Raw genomic sequence first — 26,746 nt, 5'->3', positions numbered from 1 at the left:
TCTCCGCGCCCCGGATCCATCTGACCAAGGGCAGCCTTGCCTTACCGCTCCCCCCTCCCCCGATCGCCGGGATCATCCCGGCACCGTCCGAAAGGTAGAACATGTCCATCACCTCCCGAGCCCGCCGAGGGCTCGCGACGACCGTCGCAGCGGTCCTGACCACCGGCGGGTTCGTCGCCCTGGCGGCCACGCCCGCCCACGCCGCCCCGGTCACCACCGTCGGCAGCAACCCCGTCGTCGACGCGACCTTCACCTGGGGTCTGAGCGACGAGCAGGGCGGTGGGGCCTTCTTCGGCGGCTGCAACTTCCTGTCCGCCGGCGCGGCCGGCAACACCGGCTCGAGCCGCCTGTGGACCGAGGCCGACGGCTTCTACAAGAACGTCGACGGCAACGTCACGATCCAGAAGCCCGACTCCACCGGTGCGCCCGTCGCGCCCACGTGGTCGACCAAGTGCCAGACAGCCGCCGGAACTCCCGTCGTCGCGGCGAGCACCTCCTCCAAGACCGGCAACCAGGTCAGGATCACGGCCGGCAAGGGCGCGGTCAGCGTCGCCGACAACACCGCCAACATCCAGTGGACCGGATCCTTCACGTCGGTCTTCTACGGCGGTCTGACCTACTGGTCCGCGACCAACCCCAAGCTCGTGGTCAGGCCCGACGGCACGGGCACCGTCACCGCGACGGCCAGCGGCTACGGCACCGACATGCAGGACACCACGAAGTGGACCACGATCGCTCCGCGGACCATCACCCTCGCCACCCTCAAGAACGTCGACGTGACGAGCTCCGGTCTCGTCGTGGGTGGGTCCTCGAGCCCCGCGATCACGCCCGACTACCTCGGCGTCACGGTCCAGACCGGCACCGGGACCGCCCAGGCGACCTCCGGCGCGAGCTGGGGATCGTTCCCGCAGTCGTACATCGACTTCCAGCAGCTCACCGGACAGTCGTCGTACTGGTACTCGTCCGGCGGGGCTCGTGACGCGGCCAAGCCCGCTGCACCGCTGACGGTCGGTCTGTCGATCGCCGGGCCCGCGCCGACCGTCACGGTCTCGGAGTCCGCGATCGCCCAGGGCGACACGGCGACCATCACGGTCTCGGGCCGCAACTTCGACCCCGCGATCGCCACGGGCAGCCGTCCGCCGCTCGCCGGCAAGCCCTCCGGCACCTACATCGCGTTCGGCAAGTACGCCGACGTCTGGAAGCCGTCCGAGAGCGCCGCGGCGTCGGCCCGCTCGAACCTCGGCAGTGCCACCAAGTGGGCCGTCCTGGCGGCCGACACCGCGACGATCGGTGGCCCGAACGCCGGAGCCGTCGAGCTGGGCGCCGACGGGTCGTTCACGACCGAGCTGACGATCGACAAGGCCGCGCTCGACACGACGGCCACGGCCACGACGCTCAAGAACTACGGCATCTACACGTACCCCGGCGGCGGCGCGACCCAGCCCGCCTACGAGACGTACACGCCGCTGACCTTCGGGTCCACCCAGCCGCCGGTCGTCGAGCCGCCGGTCGTGACGCCCCCCGTGGCCCAGCCCATCGCGCCGTCGAAGGTCTCCGTCAAGCGCGGCAGCACCACGAAGCCCACCACGAAGAGGACGGGCCGGACGTCCATCACCGTCTCGGCCGCGAACGGCGCCGCGGTCACCGGCAAGGCCGTCGTCACCTTCAAGAAGAAGGGCAAGAAGTCCAAGACCAAGACGGTGACGGTCAGGAACGGCAAGGCGGCCGTCACGATCCCCAAGCTCGCCAAGGGCACGTGGGCCGTCTCGGTGAAGTTCGCCGGCACGGCGAGCTTCCAGCGGACGGCGACCCTGAAGCGCGGCTCCTTCACGGTCACGAAGTAGTCACGCGCACGCGCTCGGGCCGGCCACGGATGTTCGTGGCCGGGCCGAGCCGCGTCCGGGACCGTCGCGCGAGTGCTGCGTTCGCGTGCCCGAACGGTGCTCTGTGGTCCGACACACCGTCCCAGAAAGACCAGACCGCACCACTCGCGGGTCCGGGTCGGGGCGGGGGTCAGGGGGCGCCGAGGGCGCGCAGCACGAACGTCTCGACGGCGGCGGGCGTGACGCGGCGGGTCGAGAGGCACGAGTGCACCAGCGCCATCGTCGACGTCACGTCGTCGACCGTGAAGACGCCCGCCGCGACACCGTCGTCGATGATGCCGCGCAGCACCGACTCGACTGCGACGACGTGCTCGCGGATCTCGGCGATCGACTCGCGCGACAGCATGCCGTACAGCTCGGGGCCGAAGCCGAAGTGGAACTCGTCCGAGGAGTCGAGGTGCTCGAGGACGTAGATGCGCATCGCCTCGGCCGGTCCCTCCGCCCGCTCGAGGGCGGCACCCAGCCGGGCGAGGTAGCGGTCGGTCTCGGCGCTCGCGAAGCCCACCACGACGGCGTCCTTGTCGGCGAAGTGGTTGTAGATCGCGGTGCGGCCGATGCCGGCCTGCGCGGCCAGATCGGCCATCGTCAGGGCGTCGAACGAGCGCTCGGCCAGCAGCGCCGTGAACGCGTCGAAGACACGGCGACGGGTCTGCTCGCGGTGCTGCTCGAGCGAGCCACCAATGATCTTCGGCATTGTCGTAATGTACGGCAGGTGACCTCCACCGAACTCGCCCGACAGGCCGCCGATGCCCTCCGTGAACGCACCGGTGGAGGTGACCACGACATCGCCCTCGTGATGGGGTCCGGCTGGCTCCCCGCCGCCGATGCGCTGGGCACCCCCGAGCACGAGGTGCCCCTGGCCGAGCTGCCCGGATTCAGCGCCCCCGCCGTCCAGGGCCACGGCGGGACGGTCCGCTCGGTGCGCCTCGGCGACAAGCGGCTGCTGATCTTCCTCGGTCGCACCCACTTCTACGAGGGCAAGGGCGTCGCCGCCGTCGTCCACGGCGTCCGCACGGCCGCCGCCGCGGGCGTCTCGACGCTCGTGCTGACCAACGGCTGCGGCGGCCTCAACCCCGCATGGTCCCCCGGCACCCCCGTGCTGATCAGCGACCACATCAACATGACGGCGACGTCGCCACTCGAGGGCGCGCACTTCGTCGACCTCACCGACCTGTACTCCAGCCGCCTGCGCGCCCTGTGCCGCGAGGCCGACCCCAGCCTCGACGAGGGCGTGTACGTCCAGCTGCCCGGCCCGCACTACGAGACGCCGGCCGAGATCGGCATGGTCCGCGCGATCGGCGGCGACCTCGTGGGCATGTCGACGACGCTCGAGGCCATCGCCGCGCGCGCCGCCGGGCTGGAGGTCCTCGGCATCTCGCTGGTCACCAACGCCGCCGCCGGCATGACCGGCGAGCCCCTCAACCACGAAGAGGTGCTCGAGGCCGGCAGGGCCGCGGCGACGCGCATGGGCGCACTCCTCGGCGACATCCTGCCGCGCATCTGATGAAGGTCCTGGTCACGGGGGCCGGCGGCTCGATCGGCCGCGCCCTCGGCCTCGGGCTGCCCGACCTCGGGCACGACCTGCGGGGTCTCGACCTGGCACCCGTTCCCGTCCCGGGCTACGAGCACGACTGGGTCGTCGGCGACTGCCTCGACGCCGAGACGGTCGACGCCGCGGTGCGGGGCGTCGACGCCGTCGTGCACCTGGCCGGCAACCCCGACGAGGACTCGCTGCCCGCCGCGCTCGCCTCGCACGCGCACACCACGGCCCACCTGCTCGAGGCGATGGTGCGCCACGACGTCCGGCGCATCGCGTACGCCAGCAGCAACCACGCCGTCGGCCGCACGCCGCACGACGCGCCCCTCACGACGTCCGTCCGTCCCCGCCCCGACACCTTCTACGGTGTCGCCAAGGTCGCCGGCGAGGCGCTGCTGAGCCTGTACGTCGACCGGTTCGCTATCGGGGCCGTGGCGATGCGCATCGGCACGTTCGCCGACGCCCCCGAGACCGTCCGCCAGCTCTCGACGTGGCTGTCGCCCGCCGACACCGTCCGCATGGTCGACGCCGCGATCACGCACCCCGATCCCGGGTACACCGTCGTCAACGGCATCAGCGCCAACACCCGGGGCTGGTGGGACCTCGAGCCCGGCCGCGCGATCGGCTTCGACCCCCGGGACGACGCCGAGCGCCACGCCGACTCGATCGTCGCCCGCCCCGAGGACGACGTGGAGGACACCTTCGTCGGCGGACCGCACGTGACGTCCGCCTACGTCCGATCCGCCTTCTGAAGGGACCCACCGTGACCACCGACACCGACCTCATCGCCCGAGCCCACGACTGGCTGAGCCAGGACCCCGACCCCGTCACCCGCGACGAGCTGCAGGCGCTGATCGACGCGGACGACACCGACGCGCTGCAGGACCGGTTCTCCGAGCGGCTCCAGTTCGGCACGGCGGGCCTGCGCGGTGCGCTCGGAGCGGGCCCCAACCGGATGAACCGCGTCATCGTCGCCCAGGCCGCGGCCGGTCTCGCGGCCTACCTGCTCGAGCAGGCGTCGGGCGCCGGCGAGCGTCCCAGCGTCGTGGTCGGCTACGACGCCCGCCACAACTCCGACGTGTTCGCGCGCGACACCGCCGAGATCATGGAGGGCGCCGGGGTCCACGCCCTCCTGCTGCCGACGCACCTGCCGACCCCGGTGCTGGCGTTCGCGATCCGCCACCTCGGGTGCAGCGCCGGCGTCATGGTCACCGCCTCGCACAACCCGCCGCAGGACAACGGCTACAAGGTCTACCTCGAGGACTCGAGCCAGATCGTGCCGCCCGCCGACGCCGACATCTCCGACGCGATCGACGCGGTCGGCCGGGTCGACGAGATGCCTCGCAGCGACGGGTACGAGACGCTGGGCGACGACGTCGCGACGGCGTACGTCGACGCCGTCGTCGCGCTGCCCGGCGACGGCCCGCGCGAGGTCGTCGCGGTCTACACCCCGATGCACGGCGTCGGCCGCGACACGCTCGTCGAGGCCGTCGCGAAGGCGGGCTTCCCGCCGCTGCACGTCGTCCGCGAGCAGGGCGACCCCGACCCCGACTTCCCGACCGTCGTGTTCCCGAACCCCGAGGAGCCCGGCGCGATGGACCTCGCGCTCAAGCTCGCGTCCGAGGTCGGTGCCGACGTCATCGTCGCCAACGACCCCGACGCCGACCGGTGCGCCGTCGGCGTCCGCGAGGGCGAGTCGTACCGCATGCTGACCGGCGACCAGGTCGGCGTCCTGCTGGCCGACTTCCTGCTGCGTCGCGGCGTCGAGGGCACGTACGGCTCGTCGATCGTGTCGTCCGACCTCCTGGGCCGTCAGGCCGCCGCGTTCGGGCAGCCGTGGGAGCAGACCCTGACGGGCTTCAAGTGGCTCGGCAAGATCCCGACGCTGGTCTTCGGCTACGAGGAGGCGCTCGGCTACAGCGTCGCCCCCGACATCGCCCGCGACAAGGACGGCGTCTCGGCGATCGTCACGGTGCTCGAGATGGCCGCGCAGCTCAAGGCCGACGGGCGGACGCTGATCGACCGGCTCGACGACATCTACCGCGAGCACGGCCTGCACGGCACGAGCCAGCTGTCGGTGCGCGTCGACGACCTGTCGATCATCAGCCGGGCCATGGACGTCCTGCGCACGTCGCCGCCGACCGTGCTCGGCGGGCTCGACGTCACCTCCGTCGACGACCTCGCCGAGGGGTACCACGGGTTGCCGCCCACCGATGGCATCCGGCTGGGCCTCGACGGCGGGGCGCGCATCATCGCGCGTCCGTCCGGCACCGAGCCCAAGCTCAAGTGCTACATCGAGGTCGTCGTGCCGGTGACCGACTCGATCGACGTCGCGCGTCGCACGGCCGACGAGCAGATCGCCGCGATCAAGACCGATCTCGCGGCCACGCTGGGCATCTAGCGTGGGCACGGCGAAGCGCCGCTACGCCGTCGCCGCGGGGCTCGTCGTGCTGGCGGTGGCCCTCGGCGCGGTGTTCGGGCTCGTCGTGTCGCGCGCCCTCGCGGGGTACGACATCGAGCCCGTCGCCGATCCGACGCGGTCGACCGTCACGGTGGGCGACCGCCCGCTCGCGATCTGGGCGAGTCCCTCCTCGAACTCCGTGTACTGCAGCACCGAGGAGGCCGGCAGCGGGCGCGACTCGTTCTCGGCGACCCTGGGCGCCGTTTCGATCACCGACGGCCGGCGCTCGTGGGAGCGCGTGGGCGTCGTCAGCGGCGCCCCGGGGTCCCGACACACGCTGACGTGCACCACCGCGTCCGATCTCGTGATCGGCACGGCCGACAACCCGCGCCTGACGCGCTACGTCGTGCTCGGGATCGCGGTCGCCGGCATCGCCCTCGTCCTGGTCGTCGCGGCCGGGACGCTGGCGCTCGTCACGGCGTTGCGACGCCGGCCGACCGCCTAGACGTGCGTCGCGCCGATGGCGGCGCACACCAGGGCGACGGTGGTCAGCGCCGACCGCACGTGGTTGGACGCGACCCACCGGCGCTCGAACGCGGCCCGCAGCGACCGCACCTCGTCCCCCTCGGCCAGGGCATCGTTCAACGGCACGTTGACGACGCCGGTCACGACGAACGCCCCGACGACGTACAGCAGCGTCGACGCCAGCAGCCACGGCGCCGCGGAGGTGCCCCACGACGCGACGACGGCCGCGACGGACACCACGAACGCTCCCCCGAAGACGACCGCGAAGACCGGATTGAGGATCGCGACGTTGACCGCGCGCATGGCCTGCACGAAGACCGCGTCGTCGGTGCGGCGCAGACCGGGCATGACGGCGTAGCCGAAGGTCGCGAACAGGCCCGCCGACAGGCCCGTCAGGACGGTCGCGGCGACGACGAGGATCGAGGTCATGCGTCCATCCGACCACGGACGACGAGAGCCCGGTCGGCACCTGGCCGACCGGGCTCCCGTCATGCCGTGGGCACTACCTCCTGCGGACCTTCACGGTGAAGCTCGTCGAGGAGCCCTTCGCGACGCCGTTGCCCGAGAAGGTCGCGGTGACCTTCTTGCGCGCGCCGGACGTCGTGAACGTGCCGAGGCGCACGCGCACCTTCCCGTCGCGGACCGTCCCGGTCGACGTCTTCCCGCTGGCGCGCACCGTGACGGTGCCGCCGTCGACCGTGAAGCCGTCGGCCCTGACACGCAGCTCGACGAACGCCTTGGTGCGCTGGCGGACGATCTTCGTGGGGCTGACCGAGACCTTGCGCGTCGTCGTCGCCGCCTTGGCGACCGTCACGCTCGTGGTCGTCGACGTCGGGTCGTACGATCCGTCGCCCGCGTAGAACACCCTCAGTGCGACCGTGCCGACCGGCAGGGTGCTCGACAGCCTGACCGTCGCGGATCCGCCGAGCAGCGTGCCGAGGCCGACGACCTCGCCGCCCGCCTCGACGTACACGAGTCCGGTCGCGCCGGGCGCACCCGTCACGGTCAGCGTCGAGCTGGTCCCGTACGTCGCCGGACCGGCCGAGGCCGTGAGCCCGGACGTCGCCTTCAGCACCTGCACCTCGATCGTCGTGCGCGAGCCGGCGTGCGTCGCGTCGCCGCCATAGGCCACCTCGAGGGTGTGCGAGCCGACCGGCAGAGCGGCGACGACGACCTGCGCCGAGCCGTCGGCGAGCGTGCCGGTGCCGAGCTGCTTCGCGCCCTCCGTCACCGTCACGGTGCCGCCGGGCGTCCCGCCGCCCTCGACGCCCACCGTGACGGTCAGGTCGCTGCCCGACCGAATGGACGCCGGGGCGTCCGCCGTCGTGGTGGTGACGTCGAGGTCGGTGTCGAGGTCGACGCCGACCAGCTCGGGATCGTGGTCGCTCGCCCGGTACGGCGTCGGCTCCCACAGCAGCGTCGCGTTGTAGTTGTAGCGGCTGTACTCGCGAGCCAGCGCCTCGTAGGCGTTGATGTTCCACACGTCGGCGCCCGTGACCCGCTCGTACGCGGCCGGGGAGGCGAAGACGTGGTCGAGCGAGCCCACCATGCCGTCGAACTGGTACGTCTCCTTGTCGGTCCTGGCGGCTGTGACGTTGGTGTAGCCGGCCTTCTCGATGATCTGCACCGGCTCCTCCTTGTCGTAGGCGTTGAAGTCGCCCGTCAGGAAGATCTTGTCCGTGCCGGCTGCCGTGCCGAAGCCGTCGGCGAAGTCGACCAGCGCCGCGGCCTGCAGCGTGCGCGAGTAGTTGGACGCCCCCTGGCCGTCACCCTGGTCGTCGTCCTCGGGCCGCGAGCCGCTGCCCTTGGACTTGAAGTGGTTGACGATGACCGCGAACGTCGACGTGTCGGGCCCACCGGTCTTCCTGAACGCCTGCGCCAGCGGCGGCCGGGCGTTGCTGAAGGCGTCGCTGCCGACCAAGATCGACGAGGCACCGACGGTCGTGACGACCTTCGGCTGGTAGATGAACGCCGTCCGGATGACGTCCTCCTTGGCCGGCGTCTGGGCCGGCGAGGGCACGAAGGCCCAGCGCTCCTCGCCCGCGTCGGCGTTGAGGGCCGCGACCAGCGTGCCCAGGGCCCTGTCACGGTTGGCCGACGGGTCGACCGACCGTGAGTTCTCGATCTCCTCGAGCGAGACGACGTCGGCGTCGAGCGTGTTGATGGCCGTGACGATCTTGGTCTGCTGACGCTCGAGGTCTCCCTGGTCGGCCGCTCCGCGCGGGCCGTTGTTGCTGCAGGTGTCGGCGGTGACGGGTTCGCCCTCGCGGTCCTTGTACGTCGAGCAGGTGCCCAGCCCGGCCGCCACGAAGTCGGCAGCCGTCGTCGGGAAGTAGTTCAGGACGTTGAACGTGCCGATGCGCACGTCGCCGCCGACCGGCTCGGGCGTGGCCGTACGGGTCGAGCTGAACGTCACGGGCTCCTTGCCCGTCGCGGTCAGGTGCTGCGTGGGCTGCAGCTTCCAGACGCTGTTGCGCCAGTCGAGGACCACCGGGTCGACGAAGGTGACGTCCGCGCCGACCCGCACCTCGTTGCCGGGGCGCAGCCACGGGATCGGGGTGCCCGACCCGGACGCCGACAGGTAGTTGACCGACGAGCCGTCGTCGAGGTTGACCAGGCGCTGCTTGTTCTCGGCCAGCAGCTTGCGGGCGGGCTCGCCCGGCAGGACGACGTTGGTCGGGGTCTGCAGCGGCTCGGTGCCGTCGGCCAGGCCGATCTCGGCGTACTGGTTGGTCGTGTAGTTGTTCGTGACCGTCATGTCGCCGGTCGGCAGCAGCAGCATCCCCTCGAGCGACTCGCGCTGCGTCTCCGACAGCGGGAACGCGACGGACGCGGGGACGACGGGTGCCGCGGTCTCGGTGAGCGTCCGGAACCTTCCGGTCGACGTCGTCAGCTCGGTCAGCCCGTTGAACTCCGAGACGGCACCCGTGACCTCGACGAAGTCGCCCGTGCGGACGCCCGCGGCGAAGGCCGCGTCGAACACGAAGAGCCCGTCGGACGCCTGGTGCGTCGCGAGGTCGAGGGCGCCACCGGTGCCGGCGGTCTGGATGTAGCCGCCGTTGAACCCGCCGGTCGAGTACACCGCGGTCACGACGCCACGTGTCGTGACCGTCTTGCCGGCGAGCGGGCTGGCCGCGCCGGTGCCCTGGATCTCGGCGATCGTCGCCGCGACGGGGTCGGCCGGCGGCTCCGGCTCACCGGTCCCCGACCCGTCGCAGGCCGTGCCGCACGCCTGGGGCGTGGGCGGCGAGGACGGGGCGAAGTCGGTGGCGTTGTCGTCGGTGTCGGCGCCGTTCGCCGCGCGCGCCAGCGACGTCGTGACGGTGTAGCCACCGGCGGGCTCCGCCGTCTTCTCGAACGTGTTGCCGGTGCCGTAGCCGATCAGGTCGACCAGGTTCGGGTCGGCCAGCATCGCGGCCGGGGTCGTGGCGGTCAGGGCCGCCGTCGACCTCGACAGCGCGAGCACGCCGCCCGCGCTGCCGCTCGGGTTGAGGCTGGTGCTGACGACGTCGGGGGTCGGCAGGGCCGTGGTGGTCGTGCCGTTGCCCTGCGCCTGGATCAGCAGGGTCTTGCCGGGCTCGATGTGGTGGTCGCCGAGGGCGACGGTGTTGGCCGCGGTGATCGAGGTGCCGGCGCTCGACTTGTACTGGACCGACCACCCGCTGACGTCGATCGCGGCGGCCGTCGGGTTGTAGAGCTCGACGAACTTGTTGGTGTAGCTCGCTCCGGCCGATCCACCGTTCAGGTAGACCTCGCTGATCACGACGTCGGTGCCGGCCGTGTTCGCCGTGGCCGGTGCCGCCGGGATGGCGACGAGTGAGGCGACGGAGACGGCCGCGACGGCCGCCCATCGCGTGACGTTCGACTTCTTCATGAGTTCCCCGGGTTCTCGTGCAGATGGACGTGCGGAAGGGCGTGCGGACGTGCGGGACGGGCCCCGGGGCGGTCGACGACCGCCCCGGGGACACGTGGTGCGACTACTTCTTGGCGACCTTGACCGTGAAGCTGCTCGAGGAGCCGTTCGCGACACCGTTGCCGGAGTACGTCGCGGTGACCTTCTTCTTCGAGCCCGACGTCGTGAACTTTCCGAGGCGGATGCGGGCCTTGCCGTCCCTGACCGCGCCGGAGTAGCTCTTGCCGCCCTGGCGGAGCGTGACCTTGCCACCGTCGACCGTGAATCCGTCACCCCTCACCGAGACGGTCACGAACGGCTTGGTGCGGTTGCGGACGATCGTGGTCGGGCTGACCTTGGCCTTGCGGACCGACGTGCTGCCCTTGGCGATCGTGATCGACGCCGTCGTGCTCGTGGGGTCGAACTTCTCGTCGCCGTTGAAGAACACGTCGAGGGCGTAGGTGCCGGGCGTCAGGGCCGTGCCGTCGATCGCGACGGTGCCCTTGCCCTTGACCAGGAAGCCCAGGCCGACCGTCCGTCCACCGTCGGCCACGTAGACCAGTCCGGACGCCTCGGGGTCGGCCGTGACCGACACCTGGCTCGTGCGGCCGTAGGTGCCCGTGGCCGCGACCGCGCCGAAGCCCGAGCCACCCTTGACGATGTCGATCGTGCCGGCGTCGGCGGTCGACGCCGCGTGCGTCGCGTCGCCCGAGTAGGCGACGGTCAGCGCGTGCTCGTCGGCCGACAGCCTGCTGGCGTTGACCTCGACCGAGGCCTGGCCGTCCGTGACCGGGCCGGTGGCCAGCACGGTGTCGCCGTCCTTGACCGAGACCGTGCCGGTCGGGACCGCGTCGGTCTCGCCGTCGACCGTCGCCTCGACCGTGAACGTCGTGCCCGTCTTGGCCCTGGCCGGAGCCGTGGCGGTCGTCGTGGTCGTCAGCTTCTCGACCGTCAGCGGGATCGTGACGGACGTGCCGGTCGGTGCGGCCTTCAGCGTCAGCGTGGCGTCGCCGACCACACCGGCGGGCAGGGCGAACGTGACGGTCGCCGCGCCGGCCGTGACCGGGAAGTCGCCGACCGCGGTGGTGGTGCCGCCGGAGGTCACCGACGCCGTGACGGTCGTGTTCCTCGGGCTGTTCAGCGAGGTGAGGTCGAGCTTCGGCAGCGACACCGAGACCTGGCCGCCGGCCTTGTACGACGCCTGCACGCCGCGCACCTCGACCGAGTGGCGGGAGAAGTCCGGCGTGATCGGGCTGTTCGCGGCGATGTAGTCGTTGAAGCCCGTGTAGTCGACCAGGCCGCTGTCGGCTGCCGTGCCCTTCGTGAACGCGCGGAAGTTGTCGCCGCCCGACGTCAGGAACGACGGCACGGCGACCTTGATCGTCTGGTCGGCGGTCACCCGCTTGCCGTCGATCGTGACGGACGTGATGCGGTCGCCCTCGGCGCGGCTCGCGTCGAACGTGTACGACATGTTCTTCGACAGGCCCAGCTGCAGGTACGCGCGCGTCGGGACGGTGCCGTCGGCGTTGCGCTGCCACTGCTGCTCCAGCACCTCCTTCAGCACCCCTCCGGTGAGGGTCACGGTGCTGAGCTGGTTGGCGAACGTCAGGACTCCGAGCGCCTCGCCGAACAGGATCGTGCCGTCGGCGTCGGCCGACGAGGAGCCCTTCGCGAAGAGCAGGTCGGCGCGCACGCCACCGGGGTTGTTCAGGCCGATGTCGGCGCCCGCGGGCGTCTTGCCGACGCTGACCCGCAGCGACTCGGCGATCAGGTTGCTGAGGTTGGACTCCGACCCGCGGTCCTCGGTCGTGCCGTTGTACGCACGCGTCAGGTCGCCGGTCTGCGAGCCGACCTTCTGGTTGCCGATCGTCGCGGCGTACGCGATCGCGGCGTCGGCGACGGTCTTGACGGCCTTGACCCGCGGGTACTGGGCGACGAGCGCGTCGTCGGCGACGGTCGTGCGGGCCTGGTTCTTCTTGGTGTAGCTCACGACCGCGCCCGTCTCGGGGTTCACGGTGAGCTTGATCTGGCCGACGTTGGTGCCGTAGTTGCCGGTCTGCAGGATCGGGCGGGTCGTGCCGGTCTGGCCGGGGATCGGCGCGTCGTACGCGTACGCCTGGTGCGTGTGGCCCATGAAGATCGCGTCGACCCGGGGATCGGTCTTCTCGACGACCTCCTTGAACACGGGGCTGGCGGCGGCGTTCTGCTCGAGCGTCTTGGCGCCGTCGGGCGCGCCCTCGTGGATCGAGGCCACGATGACGTCGGGCTTCTGCGCGGCCGGGAGCGCCTCCAGCTCGTCGACGGTGTCGTTGATCGAGTCGACGGGATCGGCGAACGTCAGGCCCTGGATGCCGGCGGGGCTCACGAGGGACGGGGTCTCCTCGGTGACGGCCCCCACGACGGCGACGTCGACGCCGTTGACCGTGAACGTCTCGTACTTCTTCAGCAGCGGCGTCTTGTCGGCCTTGAAGGTGTTGGCCGACAGGAACGGGAAGTTCGCGGCGGACGAGAGCCGGCCGGTCAGGTCGTCGGCCCCCTGGTCGAACTCGTGGTTGCCCGCCGCGGACGCGTCGAGGTCGAGCGCGTTGAGGACGTCGATCGTCGGGATGTCCTTCTGCACCGACGACGTGAACAGCGAGGCGCTCACGTTGTCACCGGCCGAGATCAGCAGCGAGCCGTTCGGCGCCTCCGCCCTCAGCTGCTCGACCGTGCCCGCGAACTTCACGGTGTTGGCGTCGATGCGGCCGTGGAAGTCGTTGATGCCGATCAGGTTGATCGTGACGTCGTCGGCGGCGCTGGCCGGTGTGACGGCCAGCAGCGGTGCGCTCAGCAGCGTCGCGGTCGCGACGGTCAGCAGGCGGCGGGACTTGAGTCTCACGCAGGTACCTCTCCGAGAAGGCAGGGGCAGCGGCTGCGCGGCTCACCCCCGATGGTGTGCCCACCTGAGGACGTCTCAGGAAGTCGTGAGCACAGCACATCTCGGCGAGCCCGAGAAGTCAACGGTCGTCATGAGGACGCAACATGACAAAACGGTGAAGTTCAGTACGAGCTCTCGTCGGTGGCCCCCGACGACGCCGACCCGGTCTCGCGGGCGGCCGCGTCGTCGAGGATCGTGGCGGTCGCGCTGGTGCCGAACCGCGTGACCCCGAGGTCGCGCATCTCGAGCAGCGTGTCGAGCCCGCGCACGCCACCGGAGGCCTTGACCTGCACGGCGTCGCCGACCGTGGCCCGCATGAGCGTCAGGTGCTCGACCGTGGCCCCTCCCCCGGCGAATCCCGTCGAGGTCTTGACGAAGGCGGCGCCCGCCCGCTCGGCCGCCTCGCAGCCCGCGACGATCTCGTCGTCGCCCAGGTACGCGGTCTCGAGGATGACCTTGACGACGTGCTCGCCGGCCGCCTGCACGACGGCGCGGATGTCGGCCTCGACGTCGTCGACCAGTCCGCTGCGCAGACGTCCGATGTTGAGCACCATGTCGAGCTCGACGGCACCGTCGTCGAGGGCCTGCACCGCCTCCGCCACCTTCGCCTGCGTGCTGGTCGTGCCGTGCGGGAAACCGATCACGGCGCACACCGCGACGCCGCTGCCCGCCAGCACCTCGTACGCGTGCGACACGTCGCTCGGCCGGACGCACGCGCTGAACACGCCGTAGCGCGCCACCAGGGCCAGCTGCTCGTCGACCTCGGCGCGCGTGAGCTCGGGCTTGAGGATGGCGTGGTCGATGGTCGCGGCGATCTCGGCGGCGGTGACGTTCGTGGGCATGTCGCCATCCTAGGGACCGACCGGGGACGATCGCGAGCACGACTATCCTCGACGGGTGGCCGCATCCTCCGGAGTCGTGATCGTCGCCGGGCCGTCCGGCTCGGGCAAGTCGCACCTCGCCGCCCGCCTGGGCTGGTCGGTGCTGCGACTCGACGACTTCTACCGCGACGTCGACGCCCCCGGCATGCCGCGGTCGAGCCTCGGGATCGTCGACTGGGACCACCCCGACTCGTGGGACGCCGTCGCCGCCGTCGGCGCGATCGCCGAGCTGTGCGCGTCGGGCGCCGCCGAGGTGCCGGTCTACGACATCGCGGCGAGCCGGCGCACCGGCTCGCAGCTGCTGAGCGCCCCGTCGGGACGCTTCATCGCCGAGGGCCTCTTCGCCCCCGTCATCGTCGACGCGTGCCGCGAGGCCGGCCTGCTCGACGCGGCGATCTGCCTGCACCGCCACCGGGTCGTGACGTTCGGGCTGCGCCTGTTCCGCGACCTGCGCGAGGGGCGCAAGGCGCCCTGGGTGCTCGTGCGCCGGGGCTGGCGGCTGATGCAGGACGAGCCCCGCATCGTCGCCGAGGCCGTCGCGCACGGCTGCACGCCGATGTCGCCGCGCCGCGCCCGTGCCCTGCTCGCGGGCTGACCGTCCGCCGTCAGCGAACACCCGCCCTCCGGCGGAACACGGCAACCCCGCGCAAGGTTGAGCCCATCAGACTCACGTCTGAGGAGACCATCATGAGCGCACTGCAGCAGTTCCCCGTCCTGGCCCTGGAGGACGTCGTCGTCCTCCCCGGGATGGTCGTCCCGATCGAGCTCGACGACGCGGCCCGCGCCGCCGTCGACGCCGCCCGCACCAGCAACGACGACCGGCTCCTCGTGGCCCCGCGCCTCGAGGACCGCTACGCGACCCACGGCGTCATCGCCACGATCCAGCAGGTCGGCCGGCTGCCCGGCGGCGGACCGGGGGCGGTCCTGCGGGCAGGTCGGCGCGCCCACATCCAGGGCGGCGTGACCGGACCCGGGGCGGCGCTGTGGGTCGAGGCCGAGCCGATCGACGACCCCGAGCCGTCCGAGGCGGTCCTCGACCTCGCCGCGGAGTACAAGGGGCTGCTCGTCGCGATCCTGCAGAAGCGCAACGCGTGGCAGGTCGTCGACTCCGTGCAGCGCCTCAGCGACCCCGGCGAGCTCGCCGACACCGCGGGCTACGCGTCGTACCTCGAGAACGAGCAGAAGCGGCGGCTCCTCGAGACCGAGGACGTCGGCGAGCGGCTGACGGCGCTGATCGGCTGGGCGCGCGACTACCTCGCCGAGGCCGACGTGACCGAGAAGATCTCCGAGTCGGTGCAGGAGAGCATCGACAAGAGCCAGCGCGAGTTCGTCCTGCGCCAGCAGCTCGCCGCGATCCGCAAGGAGCTCGGCGAGGGCGAGCCCGAGGGGGCCGTCGACTACCGCGCACGGGTCGAGCAGGCCGATCTGCCCGACGACGTCCGCAAGGCCGCGCTGCGCGAGGTCGACAAGCTCGAGCGGGGCAGCGACCAGAACCCCGAGTCGGGCTACATCCGCACCTGGCTCGACACCGTGCTCGAGCTGCCGTGGGGCGTCCGCACCGAGGACCACGACGACCTCGTCGCGGCACGCGCCGTCCTCGACGCCGACCACCACGGGCTCGACGACGTCAAGGACCGGATCGTGGAGTACCTCGCGGTGCGTGCGCGCCGGCGCGAGCGCGGCCTCGAGGTCGTCGGCGGACGCGGGTCGGGTGCCGTCATGGCGCTCGTCGGCCCTCCCGGCGTCGGCAAGACGTCGCTGGGCGAGAGCGTCGCGCGGGCCCTCGGACGCGACTTCGTCCGGGTCGCCCTCGGCGGCGTCCGCGACGAGGCCGAGATCCGCGGCCACCGCCGCACGTACGTCGGGGCCCTGCCCGGACGCCTGGTGCGCGCGATCGCCGAGGCCGGATCGATGAACCCCGTCGTGCTGCTCGACGAGATCGACAAGGTCGGCGCCGACTACCGGGGCGACCCGGCCGCGGCGCTGCTCGAGGTGCTCGACCCGGCGCAGAACCACACGTTCCGCGACCACTACCTCGATCTCGACCTCGACCTGTCCGACGTCCTGTTCCTGGCCACCGCCAACGTCGTCGAGCAGATCCCCGAGGCCCTGCTCGACCGCATGGAGCTCGTCCAGCTCGACGGCTACACCGAGGACGACAAGGTGCAGATCGCACGGCAGCACCTCGCACCGCGCCAGCTCGAGCGGGCGGCCCTGACCGCCGACGAGGTGACCGTCACCGACGAGGCGCTGCGCGTCATCGCCGCCTCGCACACCCGCGAGGCGGGCGTGCGCCAGATGGAGCGGCTGCTGGCGAAGGTGTTCCGCAAGGTCGCGACCCGGCTCGCCGACCCCGATGTCGCCCGACCGGTGGTCGTCGACGAGCACACGCTGGTCGACTTCGTCGGGCGCCCGCGGTTCGTCCCGGAGGTCGAGGAGCGCACGGCGGTGCCCGGCGTCTCGACGGGGCTCGCGGTCACGGGCCTCGGCGGCGACGTGCTGTTCATCGAGGCCAGCGCCTACGACGGCGAGCGGTCGCTCGCGATCACGGGCCAGCTCGGCGACGTCATGAAGGAGTCGGCGCAGATCGCGCTGACGTACGTCCGGTCGCACGCGGCGCAGCTCGGCATCGACCCGGCGACGCTCGAGCGGTCGATCCACCTCCACGTGCCCGCGGGGGCGGTGCCGAAGGACGGTCCGTCGGCCGGCGTCACGATGGTCACGGCCCTGACGTCGCTGGCGCTGGGTCGTCAGGTGCGGGCCGACGTCGGCATGACGGGCGAGGTGACGCTCAACGGGCGGGTGCTGCCGATCGGCGGCGTCAAGCAGAAGCTCATGGCGGCGCAGCGCGCGGGCCTGAGGACCGTCTTCATCCCGGCGCGCAACGAGGTCGACCTGGCCGACGTGCCCGACGAGGTGCTGGCCGAGCTCGACGTGCGGCCGGTCGCGGACGTCGCCGACATCCTCGCGCACGCCCTCGAGGACGCCGACGCGAGCCCGGCCACCCGCGCCGCCTGATCGCCGACGAGTCACTCAGGCCCGCCCGCGAGTCACCCAGACCGAACGAGGAGTCACTCACGCCGGCCGTGAGTGACTCCTCGGCGGGCCCACGTGACTCGTCGGCGGGTGGGGGTCAGGCGAGGGCCGCGTAGCCGGGCTTGATGACGTCGTTGATCAGCGCGAGGCGCTGGTCGAACGGCAGGAAGGCGCTCTTCATCGCGTTGATCGTGAACCAGCGGACGTCGTCGAGCGAGTAGTCGAAGGCGTCGGCCAGCAGCTGGAACTCGCGACTCATCGACGTCCCGCTCATGAGCCGGTTGTCGCAGTTGACCGTGACGCGGAAGCCGAGGTCCTTGAGCCGGCCGATCGGGTGGTCGGCGATCGTCTCCATGCCGGCGACGGCACCGGTCTGCAGGTTCGACGACGGGCACATCTCGAGCGGGATGCGACGGTCGCGGATGTACGCGGCCAGGTCGCCCAGCACCGGGCCGCCCGGCGCGTCCCAGTCGATGTCGTCGACGATGCGGACACCGTGACCGAGCCGCTCGGCGCCGCAGCGCTGGATCGCCTGCCAGATCGACGGCAGCCCGAACGCCTCGCCGGCGTGGATCGTGAAGTGCGCGTTCTCGCGCCGCAGGAACTCGAAGGCCTCGAGGTGCAGGATCGGCGGGAAGCCGTCCTCGGCGCCGGCGATGTCGAACCCGGCGACCCCGCGCGTGCGGTACTCGACCGCGATCTCGGCGATCTCCATGCCCCGCTTGGCGTGCCGCATCGCCGTCAGCAGCTGACCCACGACGATGGGGTGGCCGAGGCCTGCGGCCTCCTCGCGTCCGGCGTCGATGCCGGCCTGCACGGCCTCGACGGCCTCGCGCAGCGAGAGCCCGGCCGACTGGTGCTGCTCGGGCGCCCACCGCAGCTCGGCGTAGACGCACCCGTCGGTCGCCAGGTCGACGACCGACTCCCGCGCGACGCGGGCGAGGTCCTCGGGGCGCTGCATGACCGCGACGGTGTGCACGAACGTCTCGAGGTAGCGCACCAGCGAGCCCGAGCTCGACGCCTCCTCGAACCACACGCCCAGCGCCTCGGCGCCCTCGGCGGGCAGGTCGTGCCCGATCTCGTCGGCGATCTCGACGATCGTGGCGGGGCGGACGCCTCCGTCGAGGTGCTCGTGCAGGGCGACCTTGGGGGCCTTCTTGATCTGTTCGGGGGTGGCAGTCACCCCCTCATCGTGTCATGGTCACGCGTTCATCAGCAGGGTGACGGTCTCCGCGACGCAGGCCGGCTTGTCGCCGCCGCGGATCTCGATCGTGTGCTGCAGCGTGACCTGCTGGCCCTTCTCGATGTCGGTGACGTCGAGCATCGCGACGCGGCTGCGCAGCTTGGAGCCCACCGTGACGGGCGCGACGAAGCGGACCTTGTTGAGCCCGTAGTTGACCCGGGCCATGTCGCCGGCGAAGGCGAACACCTGCGCGCCCAGGAACGGGATCAGCGACAGCGTCAGGTAGCCGTGGGCGATCGTGGCGCCGAAGGGTCCGTCGGCGGCCCGCTCGGCGTCGACGTGGATCCACTGACGGTCGCCCGTCGCGTCGGCGAACATGTCGATGCGGTCCTGCGTGATGCCGACCCACTCGCTGACGCCCAGCTCGTCGCCGGCGGCCGCGGCGATCTCGGTGCGGTTGTTGAACATGCGCATCGGGTGAACCTACCCAATCCGGTCGATGACGACACTCGTGGTCGACCCACCCGCGGCGCCGATGTCGTAGCCACCCTCCAGCGCCGCGATCGCGCGGTCGAAGCGCTCGGGCGTGTCGGTGTGCAGCGTCAGCAGGGGCTGCCCGGCCGTCACGGCGTCGCCCGGCTTGGCGTGCATCACGACGCCCGCGGCGGCCTGCACCTGCTCGCCGGGACGTGAGCGGCCCGCACCGAGTCGCCACGCCGCGACGCCGACGCTGAGCGCGTCGAGCCGGTCGAGCGTGCCCGACGCCGGGGCCGTCACGACGTGCGTCTCCTTGGCCGTCGGCAGCGCGGCGTCCGGGTCGCCGCCCTGGGCCGAGATCATCCGCTTCCAGACGTCCATCGCGGCGCCGGACGCCAGGACGTCGGCGGGATCCTTGTCGTCGCGGCCGGCCGCCGTCAGCATCTCGCGCGCCAGCGCGACGGTGAGCTCGACGACGTCGGCGGGTCCGCCGCCTGCCAGCACCTCGACCGACTCGGCGACCTCGCACGCGTTGCCGGCGGTCAGGCCGAGCGGGGTCGACATGTCGGTCAGCAGCGCGACGGTGCGCACGCCGGCGTCGGTGCCGAGCGCCACCATGGTCTCGGCGAGCTCGCGCGCCTGGTCGAGGTCCTTCATGAACGCACCCGAGCCGGCCTTGACGTCGAGCACCAGCGACCCGGTGCCCTCGGCGATCTTCTTGCTCATGATCGAGCTGGCGATCAGCGGGATCGCCTCGACCGTGCCGGTGACGTCGCGCAGCGCGTAGAGCTTCTTGTCGGCCGGGGCCAGACCGGCGCCGGCGGCGCAGATCACGGCGCCGACGTCCTCGAGCTGCGCCATCATCTCGTCGTTCGTCAGCGCCGCTCGCCAGCCGGGGATGGCCTCGAGCTTGTCGAGGGTGCCCCCCGTGTGGCCGAGGCCGCGTCCGGACAGCTGCGGCACGGCCACGCCGCACGCCGCGACGAGGGGGGCCAGCGGCAGCGTGATCTTGTCGCCCACTCCCCCGGTCGAGTGCTTGTCGGACGTCGGCCACGACAGCGACGAGAAGTCCATCCGCTCGCCGCTGTCGATCATGGCGTGCGTCCAGCGGCTGATCTCGCGGCGGTCCATCCCGTTCAGCAGGATCGCCATCGCGAGCGCGGCCATCTGCTCGTCGGCCACGACCCCGCGGGTGTAGGCGTCGACGACCCAGTCGATCTGCGGGTCGGTCAGCTCGTGGCGGTCGCGCTTGGCGGCGATGACCTCGACGGCGTCGAAGGCTTCGGTGCGGGTGGGACCTGTCGTCATGGGGACCTCCGGGGTCAGGTGGAGACGGGGATGCTCTCGTAGCCGCGCAGCACCCAGGTCGGGCGTCGCGGCGACTCCCCCGCGAGCCGCAGCCCGGGGAACCGGTCGAGCAGGGCGCGGATGCTGATCTGCAGCTCGAGGCGGGCCAGAGGGGCGCCCAGGCAGAAGTGGAGCCCCATGCCGAAGCCGACGTGGGGGTTGGGGTCGCGACCGACGTCGAACACGTCGGGCTCGTCGAAGGCCGCGGCGTCGCGGTTGGCCGATCCCATCAGGCAGGCGATCTTCTGCCCCGTGCGGATCAGCTGGCCCGACACCTCGACGTCGGCGGTCGCGGTGCGCTCGAACAGCTGGAGCGGCGCGTCGAAGCGGATGAGCTCCTCGAGCGCCGTCTCGACGGAGACCTCTCCCGAGACGAGCCGCGCCATCTGGTCGGGGTGCTCGAGCAGCGCGTGGAAGCCGTTGCCGAAGACGTTGACGGACGCCTCGTGCCCCGCGTTGAGCAGCAGGACGACCGAGGCCACGAGCTCGTCGTCGCTCAGCTTCGAGCCGTCGTCGCGCGCCTGGATGAGATCGGTGATCAGGTCGTCGCCGGGCGACGAGCGGCGCTGCTCGACGACGCCGCGCACGTAGTCGGAGAACGCCGTGCTCGCGTCGATCGCAGCGGCCTTCGTGAGCGCGCCGACGCCCGGCTCGTACATGTGGACGATCGCCTGCGACCAGTCGCGCAGCTTCGCGTGGTCGTCGCGCGGGACGCCGAGCAGGTCGGCGATGACGTAGACCGGCATCGGCTCGGCGTAGTCGCCGAGCAGGTCGAACGTGTCGCCCGGACCGCTCGGCAGGTCGTCGACCATCGACGCGGCCAGCGACTCGATGCGGGGCCGCATGCGCTCGACGTGCCCGCGCCCGAAGGCCGCCGCCACGAGACGACGCAGACGCGTGTGGGTCGGCGGCTCGTTTTCCATCATCTGGTTGCGGTGCAGCGCGTTGAACGGCTCCATCTGCGACGCGGGCTCCCAGTCGGTCCAGAGCCGGCCGAACGAGCGGTTGCGCAGCACCTGGCTGACGGAGTCGTGCGTCGTCGCGAGCCACGTGCCCATCGGCTCGTGCCACAGCACCGGCCCGTTGTCGCGCAGCGCGGCGAGCACCGGGTAGGGATCGGCGATGAACGCGGGCGAGCCGGGGTCGAGCTGCACGGCGTAGCGGGTCACACCGTGCCCAGGTCGTCGGCGCCGAAGGCGTCCGGCAGCACCTCGGTCATGGTGCGGACGCCCGACGGCGTCATGAGCTGCATGTCGGGCCCGCCGTTCTCCCACAGCAGCTGGCGGCAGCGGCCGCACGGCATGAGGGCAGCGCCGCGCGAGTCGACGCAGGCGACCGCGACGAGACGTCCGCCGCCGGTGGAGTGCAGCGCCGAGACCATGCCGCACTCGGCGCACAGCGCCACGCCGTAGGCGGCGTTCTCGACGTTGCAGCCCAGCACGACCCGTCCGTCGTCGACGAGACCCGCGACGCCGACCTTGTAGTTCGAGTACGGCGCGTAGGCGCGGCCCATGACCTCGGTCGCGTACTTCGTCAGCGACGCCCAGTCGATGGGGTCGTCCGGTCCGTTGATGCCCAGCGCCATCAGCCGGCACTTCCTCGTCGATAGGGCTTGCCGTCGGCCGCGGGCATGCGGAGACGTTGTGATCCGAGCGCCAGCACGAACATCGTCGTGACGTAGGGCGTCATGACCGTGAACTCGCGCGGGACGCTGTCGGTGAGCAGGAACCAGGCCATCACGAGCACGCCGGCGCCGGCGACGACCAGCGCCCCCGTGACCTGCCTCTTGTAGGCGCGCCACGCCGCGAAGGCCAGCAGGCCGATCGCGACGAGCAGCAGCAGCGAGTGCACCGACTGGGTGTCGCGCAGGCGCAGCGAGTCGGTGTAGCCGAACGTCAGCGCACCCGCCAGGAGCCCACCGGGACGCCAGTTGCCGAAGATCATGGCCGCCAGGCCGATGTAGCCGCGGCCACCCGTCTGGCCGTTGCTGAAGCCGCTCGAGGCGACGAGCGCCAGGAAGCCGCCGCCGATGCCGGCCAGGGCGCCCGACACCAGCACCGCGACGTACTTGTACAGGTACACGTTGATGCCGAGGGTCTCGGCGGCCTGGGGGTTCTCGCCGCACGAGCGCAGTCGCAGGCCGAACGACGTGCGCCACAGCACCAGGGCCGAGACGATCACGAGCGCGAAGATCAGCAGGCTCAGCGTCGAGATGTTGGTCGTCAGGGCCTGGACGACCGAGGCGATGTCGGACACGACGAACCAGTGCCGGTCGGCGATCGAATTCGCGAGGTCGGACACGCCGGGGATCGTGATCTGCGCCGGCGCCTCCAGCCCGTTGAGCTGGCGGGGACCGCCTCCCTCGTAGTCGGGGAAGATCGCCTCGGCGAGGTACGTCGCGGCACCCGCGCCGATCAGGTTGATCGCGACGCCCGAGACGATGTGGTCGACGCCGAACGTGACGGTCGCGACGGCGTGCAGGAGCCCACCGATCAGGCCCAGCAGGGCCGCGCCGAGGATGCCGACCCACGGGCCGTAGTGGTACGTGAAGAACGCCGCGCCCCACGTGCCGAGGATCATCTGGCCCTCGAGGCCGATGTTGACGACACCGGCCCGCTCGGCCCACAGGCCGCCCAGCGCCGCCGCGAGGATCGGGCACGTCGCGATGATCGCGGCGCGGATCGTGCCCGCCCCGGTCAGGTCGTCGGTGTCGGTGATGATGCGGACGAACGAGACGACGCCGATGCCGATCAGGCCGATGTACAGCCAGCTCGTCGTCAGCCGCTCGACGATCGTCCGCTTGCGCCCCGTGGTCGCCGTGGTCGCGCTCATGAGGTCGCTCCTGCCGTCGTGCCGGTCAGCTCACGGCTGACGGCTCGCTGCTCGAGGCGCGTGCGCCAGCGGCGCACCACCTCGTACGTGACGACGACCGCGAGCACGGCGACTCCCTGGGTGATCTGGACGATGCTCGGCGAGACGTCGGTGCCGAACGTGAGGTCGTTGGACTTGACCGACAAGAACGCGAACAGCAGCGCGCCGAACAGCATGCCGACGGGACGGTTGCGGCCCAGGAGGGCCACGGCGATGCCGAGGAAGCCGAGACCGACCTGGAACGACGTGCCGTAGTTGCGGGCACCGCCGAACAGCGCGGGCATCCAGATCAGGCCGGCGACGGCCCCCGACAGCATCATCGAGATCAGGATCATCCGCTTGGGGTTGATGCCGCTGGCCAGTGCGGCGCTCTCGGACTGCCCGCTGGCGCGCAGGTCGAAGCCGAAGCGCGTCTTGTTGAGCAGCACCCAGAAGCCGATGCCGAGCAGCAGCGCGACGATCGACAGCGCCCAGATCTCGCCGTCGCGGTCCTCGAACGGCGAGAATCCGCCGAGCGTCGAGGAGGGCTCGAGGTTCTTGGTGTGGACCGTGTTGCCCTCCTTGACCCCGTAGTTGTTCAGGAAGTAGCCGACGAGCGTCACGGCGATCGCGTTGAGCATGATCGTCGAGATGACCTCGCTGACGCCTCGGGTCGTCTTGAGGAGGCCGGCGATGCCCGACCAGGCGGCACCCACGAGCATCGCGACGGCCAGCGAGGCGATGACGTTCGCGAAGCCGCCCAGGTAGGCCGCTCCCGCGAACGAGGCGGCCGCGAACGACGCGATCGTGTACTGGCCCTCGAGGCCGATGTTGAACAGGCCCATGCGGAAGCCGATCGCCGCGGCGACCGCGGCGATGTAGATCATGGCGGTCTGGTTGACGATGTCGACGCGCAGGCGCGGCTTGGGCACCTCGAACATCGTCGACCAGAACTCGCCCGGCGAGCTGCCGACGGCGGCGATGACCAGCGTCGTCACGAGGATGCTCAGGACGATCGCGATCGCCGGCGCGAGCAGCGCCAGCGCGACGGACTTCAGGCGGCCGGTCATGCCGCACCTCCGGTCATGGCGGTTCCGAGATCCTGCGGCGTGACCTTGGCCGGGTCGAACGTGCCGACGAAGCGGCCGCGCAGGATCACCTGGATCGTGTCGGACAGGCCGATCAGCTCGTCGAGGTCGGCCGAGATCAGCAGCACCGCCAGGCCCGCGCGACGGGCCCGCTTGATGTGGTCCCAGATCGCGGCCTGCGCGCCGACGTCGACACCGCGCGTGGGGTGCGACGCGATGAGCAGGACGGGGTCGCCGCTCATCTCGCGTCCGACGATGAGCTTCTGCTGGTTGCCGCCCGACAGGGCGCGCGACGGCGTGTCGATGCCGGGTGCGCGGACGTCGTAGTCGGCGACGATGCGCTCGGTGTCCTTGCGCGCGCCCCGCCGGTTGATGAACATGCCCTTCGAGCTCGGCGGGCGCGTCTGGTGGCCGAGGATCCGGTTCTCCCACAGGGGCGCGTCGAGCAGCAGCCCGTGACGGTGACGGTCCTCGGGGATGTAGCCGATGCCGGCCTCGCGCAGGCGGCGCGTGTGCCAGTGCGTGACGTCCTCGTCGCCGAGCATGATGCGTCCGGCGGTGGGGATGCGCATGCCCATGATCGTCTCGACCAGCTCGGCCTGCCCGTTGCCCTCGACGCCCGCGATGCCCAGCACCTCGCCGCGGCGGATCGTCAGCGACAGGTCGCTGAGCAGGTTGCGTCCGAACTCGTCGGTCAGGGTGACGTCGGACAGCGACAGCTGCACCGTGTCGGTGACCGTCGACTCCTCGGTCTCGGGCGACGGCAGCTCGGAGCCGACCATCAGCTCGGCGAGCTCCTGCTTGGTCGCGGTCGCGGGATCGGCTGTGCCGACCGTCGTGCCGCGCCGCATGACCGTGATGTCGTCGGCGATCGCGAGCACCTCGTCGAGCTTGTGCGAGATGAACAGCACCGAGTTGCCGGCGCTGGTGAGCTCGCGCAGGTTCTCGAACAGGGCGTCGACCTCCTGCGGGACGAGCACGGCCGTCGGCTCGTCGAGGATGATGATGCGGGCACCGCGGTACAGCACCTTGGCGATCTCGAGCCGCTGACGGGCCGCGACCCCGAGGCGCTCGACCAGCACGTCGGGGTCGAGGTCGAAGCCGAAGCGGTCGGAGATGCGGCGGATCTCGGTGCGCGCGCCGTCGCCGATGCCGTGCAGCTTCTCGGCGCCGAGCACCATGTTCTCGAGCACCGTCAGGTTGTCGGCCAGCATGAAGTGCTGGAAGACCATGCCGACGCCGACCTCGATGGCCTCGGTCGGCGACTTGAGGACGACCTGCTCGCCCTCGATCGCGATCGTGCCGTCGTCGGGACGCTGGACCCCGTACAGGATCTTCATGAGCGTCGACTTGCCGGCACCGTTCTCGCCGATCAGGGCGTGGACCGTGCCCGGTCGGATCGTGACGTCGACGTCATGGTTGGCGACGACACCCGGGAATCGTTTGCCGATTCCCCGCAGCTGCACTGCATCGACGGCAGACGGCACGGATACTCCCTACGTACTTGCGTTCTGAGACTGACGTTGGCGACCGGCCGCCCACCCGAGGTGGACGCCTGCCGGTGGCCGGACAACGGCGAACCTGGGCTGAACGCTACCGCGCCAGCCCAGGTTCGTCGTCGTCGATGGTGTCGACCGAGCCGTTACGGCTTGGTCGGGACCGTGATCTCTCCGGAGATGATCTTGGCCTTGTACTCGTCGATGCTGGTCGTCAGATCGGTGATCGCCGACTCGTTGGCCGACGAGTAGCCGACGCCGTCCTGCTTGAGGTCGTAGACCGTGTAGCTGACCAGCGGCTTGCCCTCGTCGATCGACTTGGCGAAGTTGTACGTCGCCGTGTCGACGCGCTTGAGCATCGACGTCAGGATGAACGGCTTCTGCTCGGCGGTCGCGGTCAGGTACTGGTCGGAGTCGACACCGATCGCCCAGTTGCCCTCGCCGGCCTCGACAGCGGCGTCGAAGACGCCCGAGCCCGAGCCACCGGCCGCGTGGTAGACCACGTCGGCGCCCTTGTCGAACTCGCCCGTCGCGGCGGCCTTGCCGCCGGCCGGGTCGCCGAAGCCGGACAGGTCCGACTCCTGGATGTACTGGACCTCGACCTTGATGTCGGGCTTGGCGGCCTTGGCGCCCGCGGTGTAGCCGGCCTCGAACTTCTGGATCAGCTCGTTGTTGACGCCACCGACGAAGCCGATCGTGCCGGACTGGCTCTTCTCGGCGGCGGCGACGCCCACGAGGAAGGAGCCCTGCTCCTCGGCGAAGCCGAGGTAGGCGACGTTGTCGTTGGCCGTGTCGTCGGGGTCGAAGCCGTCGATGACGGCGAAGTTGACCTCGGGGAAGTCGGGGGCCACGGCGTTGACCGACTCGCTGTAGGCGAATCCGACGCCGACGATCGCGGTGGCGCCGCTCTCTGCCATGTTGCGCAGACGGTCCTCGCGGGCCGACTCGGCCTCGCCGTCGGTCGCCTCGCCCTCGATGCACGTGGCGTCGAAGTCGCTGACGGCCTTCTCCATGCCGGCGTACGCCGAGTCGTTGAACGACTGGTCGCCGCGTCCGCCCACGTCGTACGCCAGGCCGATCTTCGGGCCGTCGCCGTCGGCGGTCTTGCAGACGTCGTCGCTGGCAGCGGGCTTGTCGCCTCCGCCACCCTCGCTGTCGCTGCCCCCTCCACAGCCCGCGAGAGCGAGCGTGGCCACGGCGGCAACAGCGGAAAGCCTGGTCAATCGACGCAAA

General features: G+C 71.3%; 21 protein-coding genes. 7 read left to right on the top strand and 14 right to left on the bottom strand.

Annotated features, from left to right (window positions below):
• Positions 1-101 precede the first annotated feature (101 nt).
• Positions 102-1,844 carry a hypothetical protein gene (locus ASD10_RS07075; RefSeq protein ID WP_056606652.1) on the top strand — a complete coding sequence of 581 codons (1,743 nt, stop codon included), beginning with the start codon at positions 102-104 and terminating at the stop codon, positions 1,842-1,844.
• 169 nt (positions 1,845-2,013) lie between these two features.
• Here the strand turns inward: ASD10_RS07075 and ASD10_RS07070 are convergent, their stop codons facing one another.
• On the bottom strand, positions 2,014-2,577 hold the full coding sequence (locus ASD10_RS07070; protein WP_056609968.1) for a TetR/AcrR family transcriptional regulator: 564 nt from the start codon (positions 2,575-2,577) through the stop codon (positions 2,014-2,016).
• A gap of 18 nt (positions 2,578-2,595) precedes the next feature.
• Between ASD10_RS07070 and ASD10_RS07065 the strand changes: the two genes are divergently transcribed.
• Genes ASD10_RS07065 through ASD10_RS07050 form a run of 4 tightly spaced genes read left to right on the top strand, consistent with a single transcriptional unit; the run spans position 2,596 to position 6,326 of the window.
• Complete coding sequence (locus ASD10_RS07065) at positions 2,596-3,387, top strand: purine-nucleoside phosphorylase (protein WP_056606649.1); 792 nt, start codon at positions 2,596-2,598, stop codon at positions 3,385-3,387.
• Positions 3,387-4,172 (top strand): NAD(P)-dependent oxidoreductase, encoded by a 786-nt coding sequence (locus ASD10_RS07060; protein ID WP_056606645.1) that lies wholly within the window; start codon positions 3,387-3,389, stop codon positions 4,170-4,172. Before ASD10_RS07065 ends, ASD10_RS07060 begins: the two co-directional genes overlap by 1 nt.
• 11 nt (positions 4,173-4,183) lie before the next feature.
• Positions 4,184-5,821, top strand: a complete 1,638-nt coding sequence (locus tag ASD10_RS07055; protein WP_056606642.1) for a phospho-sugar mutase — start codon at positions 4,184-4,186, stop codon at positions 5,819-5,821.
• 1 nt (position 5,822) lies between these two features.
• Complete coding sequence (locus tag ASD10_RS07050; RefSeq protein WP_056606639.1) at positions 5,823-6,326, top strand: hypothetical protein; 504 nt, start codon at positions 5,823-5,825, stop codon at positions 6,324-6,326.
• On the opposite strand, the gene ASD10_RS07045 is transcribed toward ASD10_RS07050, so the two are convergent.
• The 4 genes from ASD10_RS07045 to deoC form a co-directional block, all read right to left on the bottom strand.
• Positions 6,323-6,775 (bottom strand): DUF1772 domain-containing protein, encoded by a 453-nt coding sequence (locus ASD10_RS07045; RefSeq protein ID WP_056606636.1) that lies wholly within the window; start codon positions 6,773-6,775, stop codon positions 6,323-6,325. The two genes, ASD10_RS07050 and ASD10_RS07045, sit on opposite strands and share 4 nt — an antisense overlap.
• Before the next feature lie 73 nt (positions 6,776-6,848).
• Entirely contained in the window at positions 6,849-10,220 is a 3,372-nt protein-coding gene (locus ASD10_RS07040; protein WP_056606632.1) for an ExeM/NucH family extracellular endonuclease, read from the bottom strand.
• Between the two features lie 103 nt (positions 10,221-10,323).
• Positions 10,324-13,116 carry a 5'-nucleotidase C-terminal domain-containing protein gene (locus ASD10_RS07035; protein WP_056606629.1) on the bottom strand — a complete coding sequence of 931 codons (2,793 nt, stop codon included), beginning with the start codon at positions 13,114-13,116 and terminating at the stop codon, positions 10,324-10,326.
• A 161-nt stretch (positions 13,117-13,277) separates the two neighbouring features.
• Positions 13,278-13,997 carry a deoxyribose-phosphate aldolase gene (gene deoC / locus ASD10_RS07030; RefSeq protein ID WP_056606625.1) on the bottom strand — a complete coding sequence of 240 codons (720 nt, stop codon included), beginning with the start codon at positions 13,995-13,997 and terminating at the stop codon, positions 13,278-13,280.
• Positions 13,998-14,052: 55 nt separating this feature from the next.
• On the opposite strand from deoC, the gene ASD10_RS07025 reads away from it, so the two are divergent.
• Together ASD10_RS07025 and lon are read left to right on the top strand one after the other, a co-directional pair.
• The gene (locus tag ASD10_RS07025; protein ID WP_157432483.1) at positions 14,053-14,631 is read left to right on the top strand and encodes a uridine kinase; all 579 of its coding nucleotides are present in this window, start codon (positions 14,053-14,055) and stop codon (positions 14,629-14,631) included.
• Positions 14,632-14,723: 92 nt separating this feature from the next.
• On the top strand, positions 14,724-17,054 hold the full coding sequence (gene lon / locus ASD10_RS07020) for an endopeptidase La (RefSeq protein ID WP_056606622.1): 2,331 nt from the start codon (positions 14,724-14,726) through the stop codon (positions 17,052-17,054).
• Positions 17,055-17,169: 115 nt separating this feature from the next.
• On the opposite strand, the gene ASD10_RS07015 is transcribed toward lon, so the two are convergent.
• The 9 genes from ASD10_RS07015 to ASD10_RS06975 form a co-directional block, all read right to left on the bottom strand.
• Positions 17,170-18,255, bottom strand: a complete 1,086-nt coding sequence (locus ASD10_RS07015; RefSeq protein WP_056606619.1) for an adenosine deaminase — start codon at positions 18,253-18,255, stop codon at positions 17,170-17,172.
• Between the two features lie 18 nt (positions 18,256-18,273).
• Positions 18,274-18,729, bottom strand: a complete 456-nt coding sequence (locus ASD10_RS07010) for a MaoC family dehydratase (protein WP_056606615.1) — start codon at positions 18,727-18,729, stop codon at positions 18,274-18,276.
• Positions 18,730-18,738: 9 nt separating this feature from the next.
• Positions 18,739-20,040, bottom strand: a complete 1,302-nt coding sequence (locus ASD10_RS07005) for a thymidine phosphorylase (protein ID WP_056606613.1) — start codon at positions 20,038-20,040, stop codon at positions 18,739-18,741.
• A gap of 14 nt (positions 20,041-20,054) precedes the next feature.
• Positions 20,055-21,248, bottom strand: coding sequence for a cytochrome P450 (locus ASD10_RS07000; protein WP_200938146.1), 1,194 nt, complete (start codon positions 21,246-21,248; stop codon positions 20,055-20,057).
• Complete coding sequence (locus tag ASD10_RS06995) at positions 21,245-21,664, bottom strand: cytidine deaminase (RefSeq protein WP_056606610.1); 420 nt, start codon at positions 21,662-21,664, stop codon at positions 21,245-21,247. The genes ASD10_RS07000 and ASD10_RS06995 overlap by 4 nt, the downstream gene beginning before the upstream one ends.
• Positions 21,664-22,911 carry an ABC transporter permease gene (locus tag ASD10_RS06990; RefSeq protein ID WP_056606607.1) on the bottom strand — a complete coding sequence of 416 codons (1,248 nt, stop codon included), beginning with the start codon at positions 22,909-22,911 and terminating at the stop codon, positions 21,664-21,666. Before ASD10_RS06990 ends, ASD10_RS06995 begins: the two co-directional genes overlap by 1 nt.
• Positions 22,908-23,999 carry an ABC transporter permease gene (locus tag ASD10_RS06985; protein ID WP_056606604.1) on the bottom strand — a complete coding sequence of 364 codons (1,092 nt, stop codon included), beginning with the start codon at positions 23,997-23,999 and terminating at the stop codon, positions 22,908-22,910. The genes ASD10_RS06990 and ASD10_RS06985 overlap by 4 nt, the downstream gene beginning before the upstream one ends.
• Positions 23,996-25,504, bottom strand: a complete 1,509-nt coding sequence (locus ASD10_RS06980; RefSeq protein ID WP_200938144.1) for an ABC transporter ATP-binding protein — start codon at positions 25,502-25,504, stop codon at positions 23,996-23,998. The genes ASD10_RS06985 and ASD10_RS06980 overlap by 4 nt, the downstream gene beginning before the upstream one ends.
• Before the next feature lie 155 nt (positions 25,505-25,659).
• Positions 25,660-26,709 (bottom strand): BMP family protein, encoded by a 1,050-nt coding sequence (locus ASD10_RS06975; RefSeq protein ID WP_235501777.1) that lies wholly within the window; start codon positions 26,707-26,709, stop codon positions 25,660-25,662.
• Positions 26,710-26,746: the final 37 nt, after the last annotated feature.

Source organism: Aeromicrobium sp. Root472D3 (genome assembly GCF_001426485.1).
Taxonomy (GTDB): Bacteria; Actinomycetota; Actinomycetes; order Propionibacteriales; family Nocardioidaceae; genus Aeromicrobium.
This window is presented reverse-complemented; position numbering and strand designations above follow the sequence as displayed.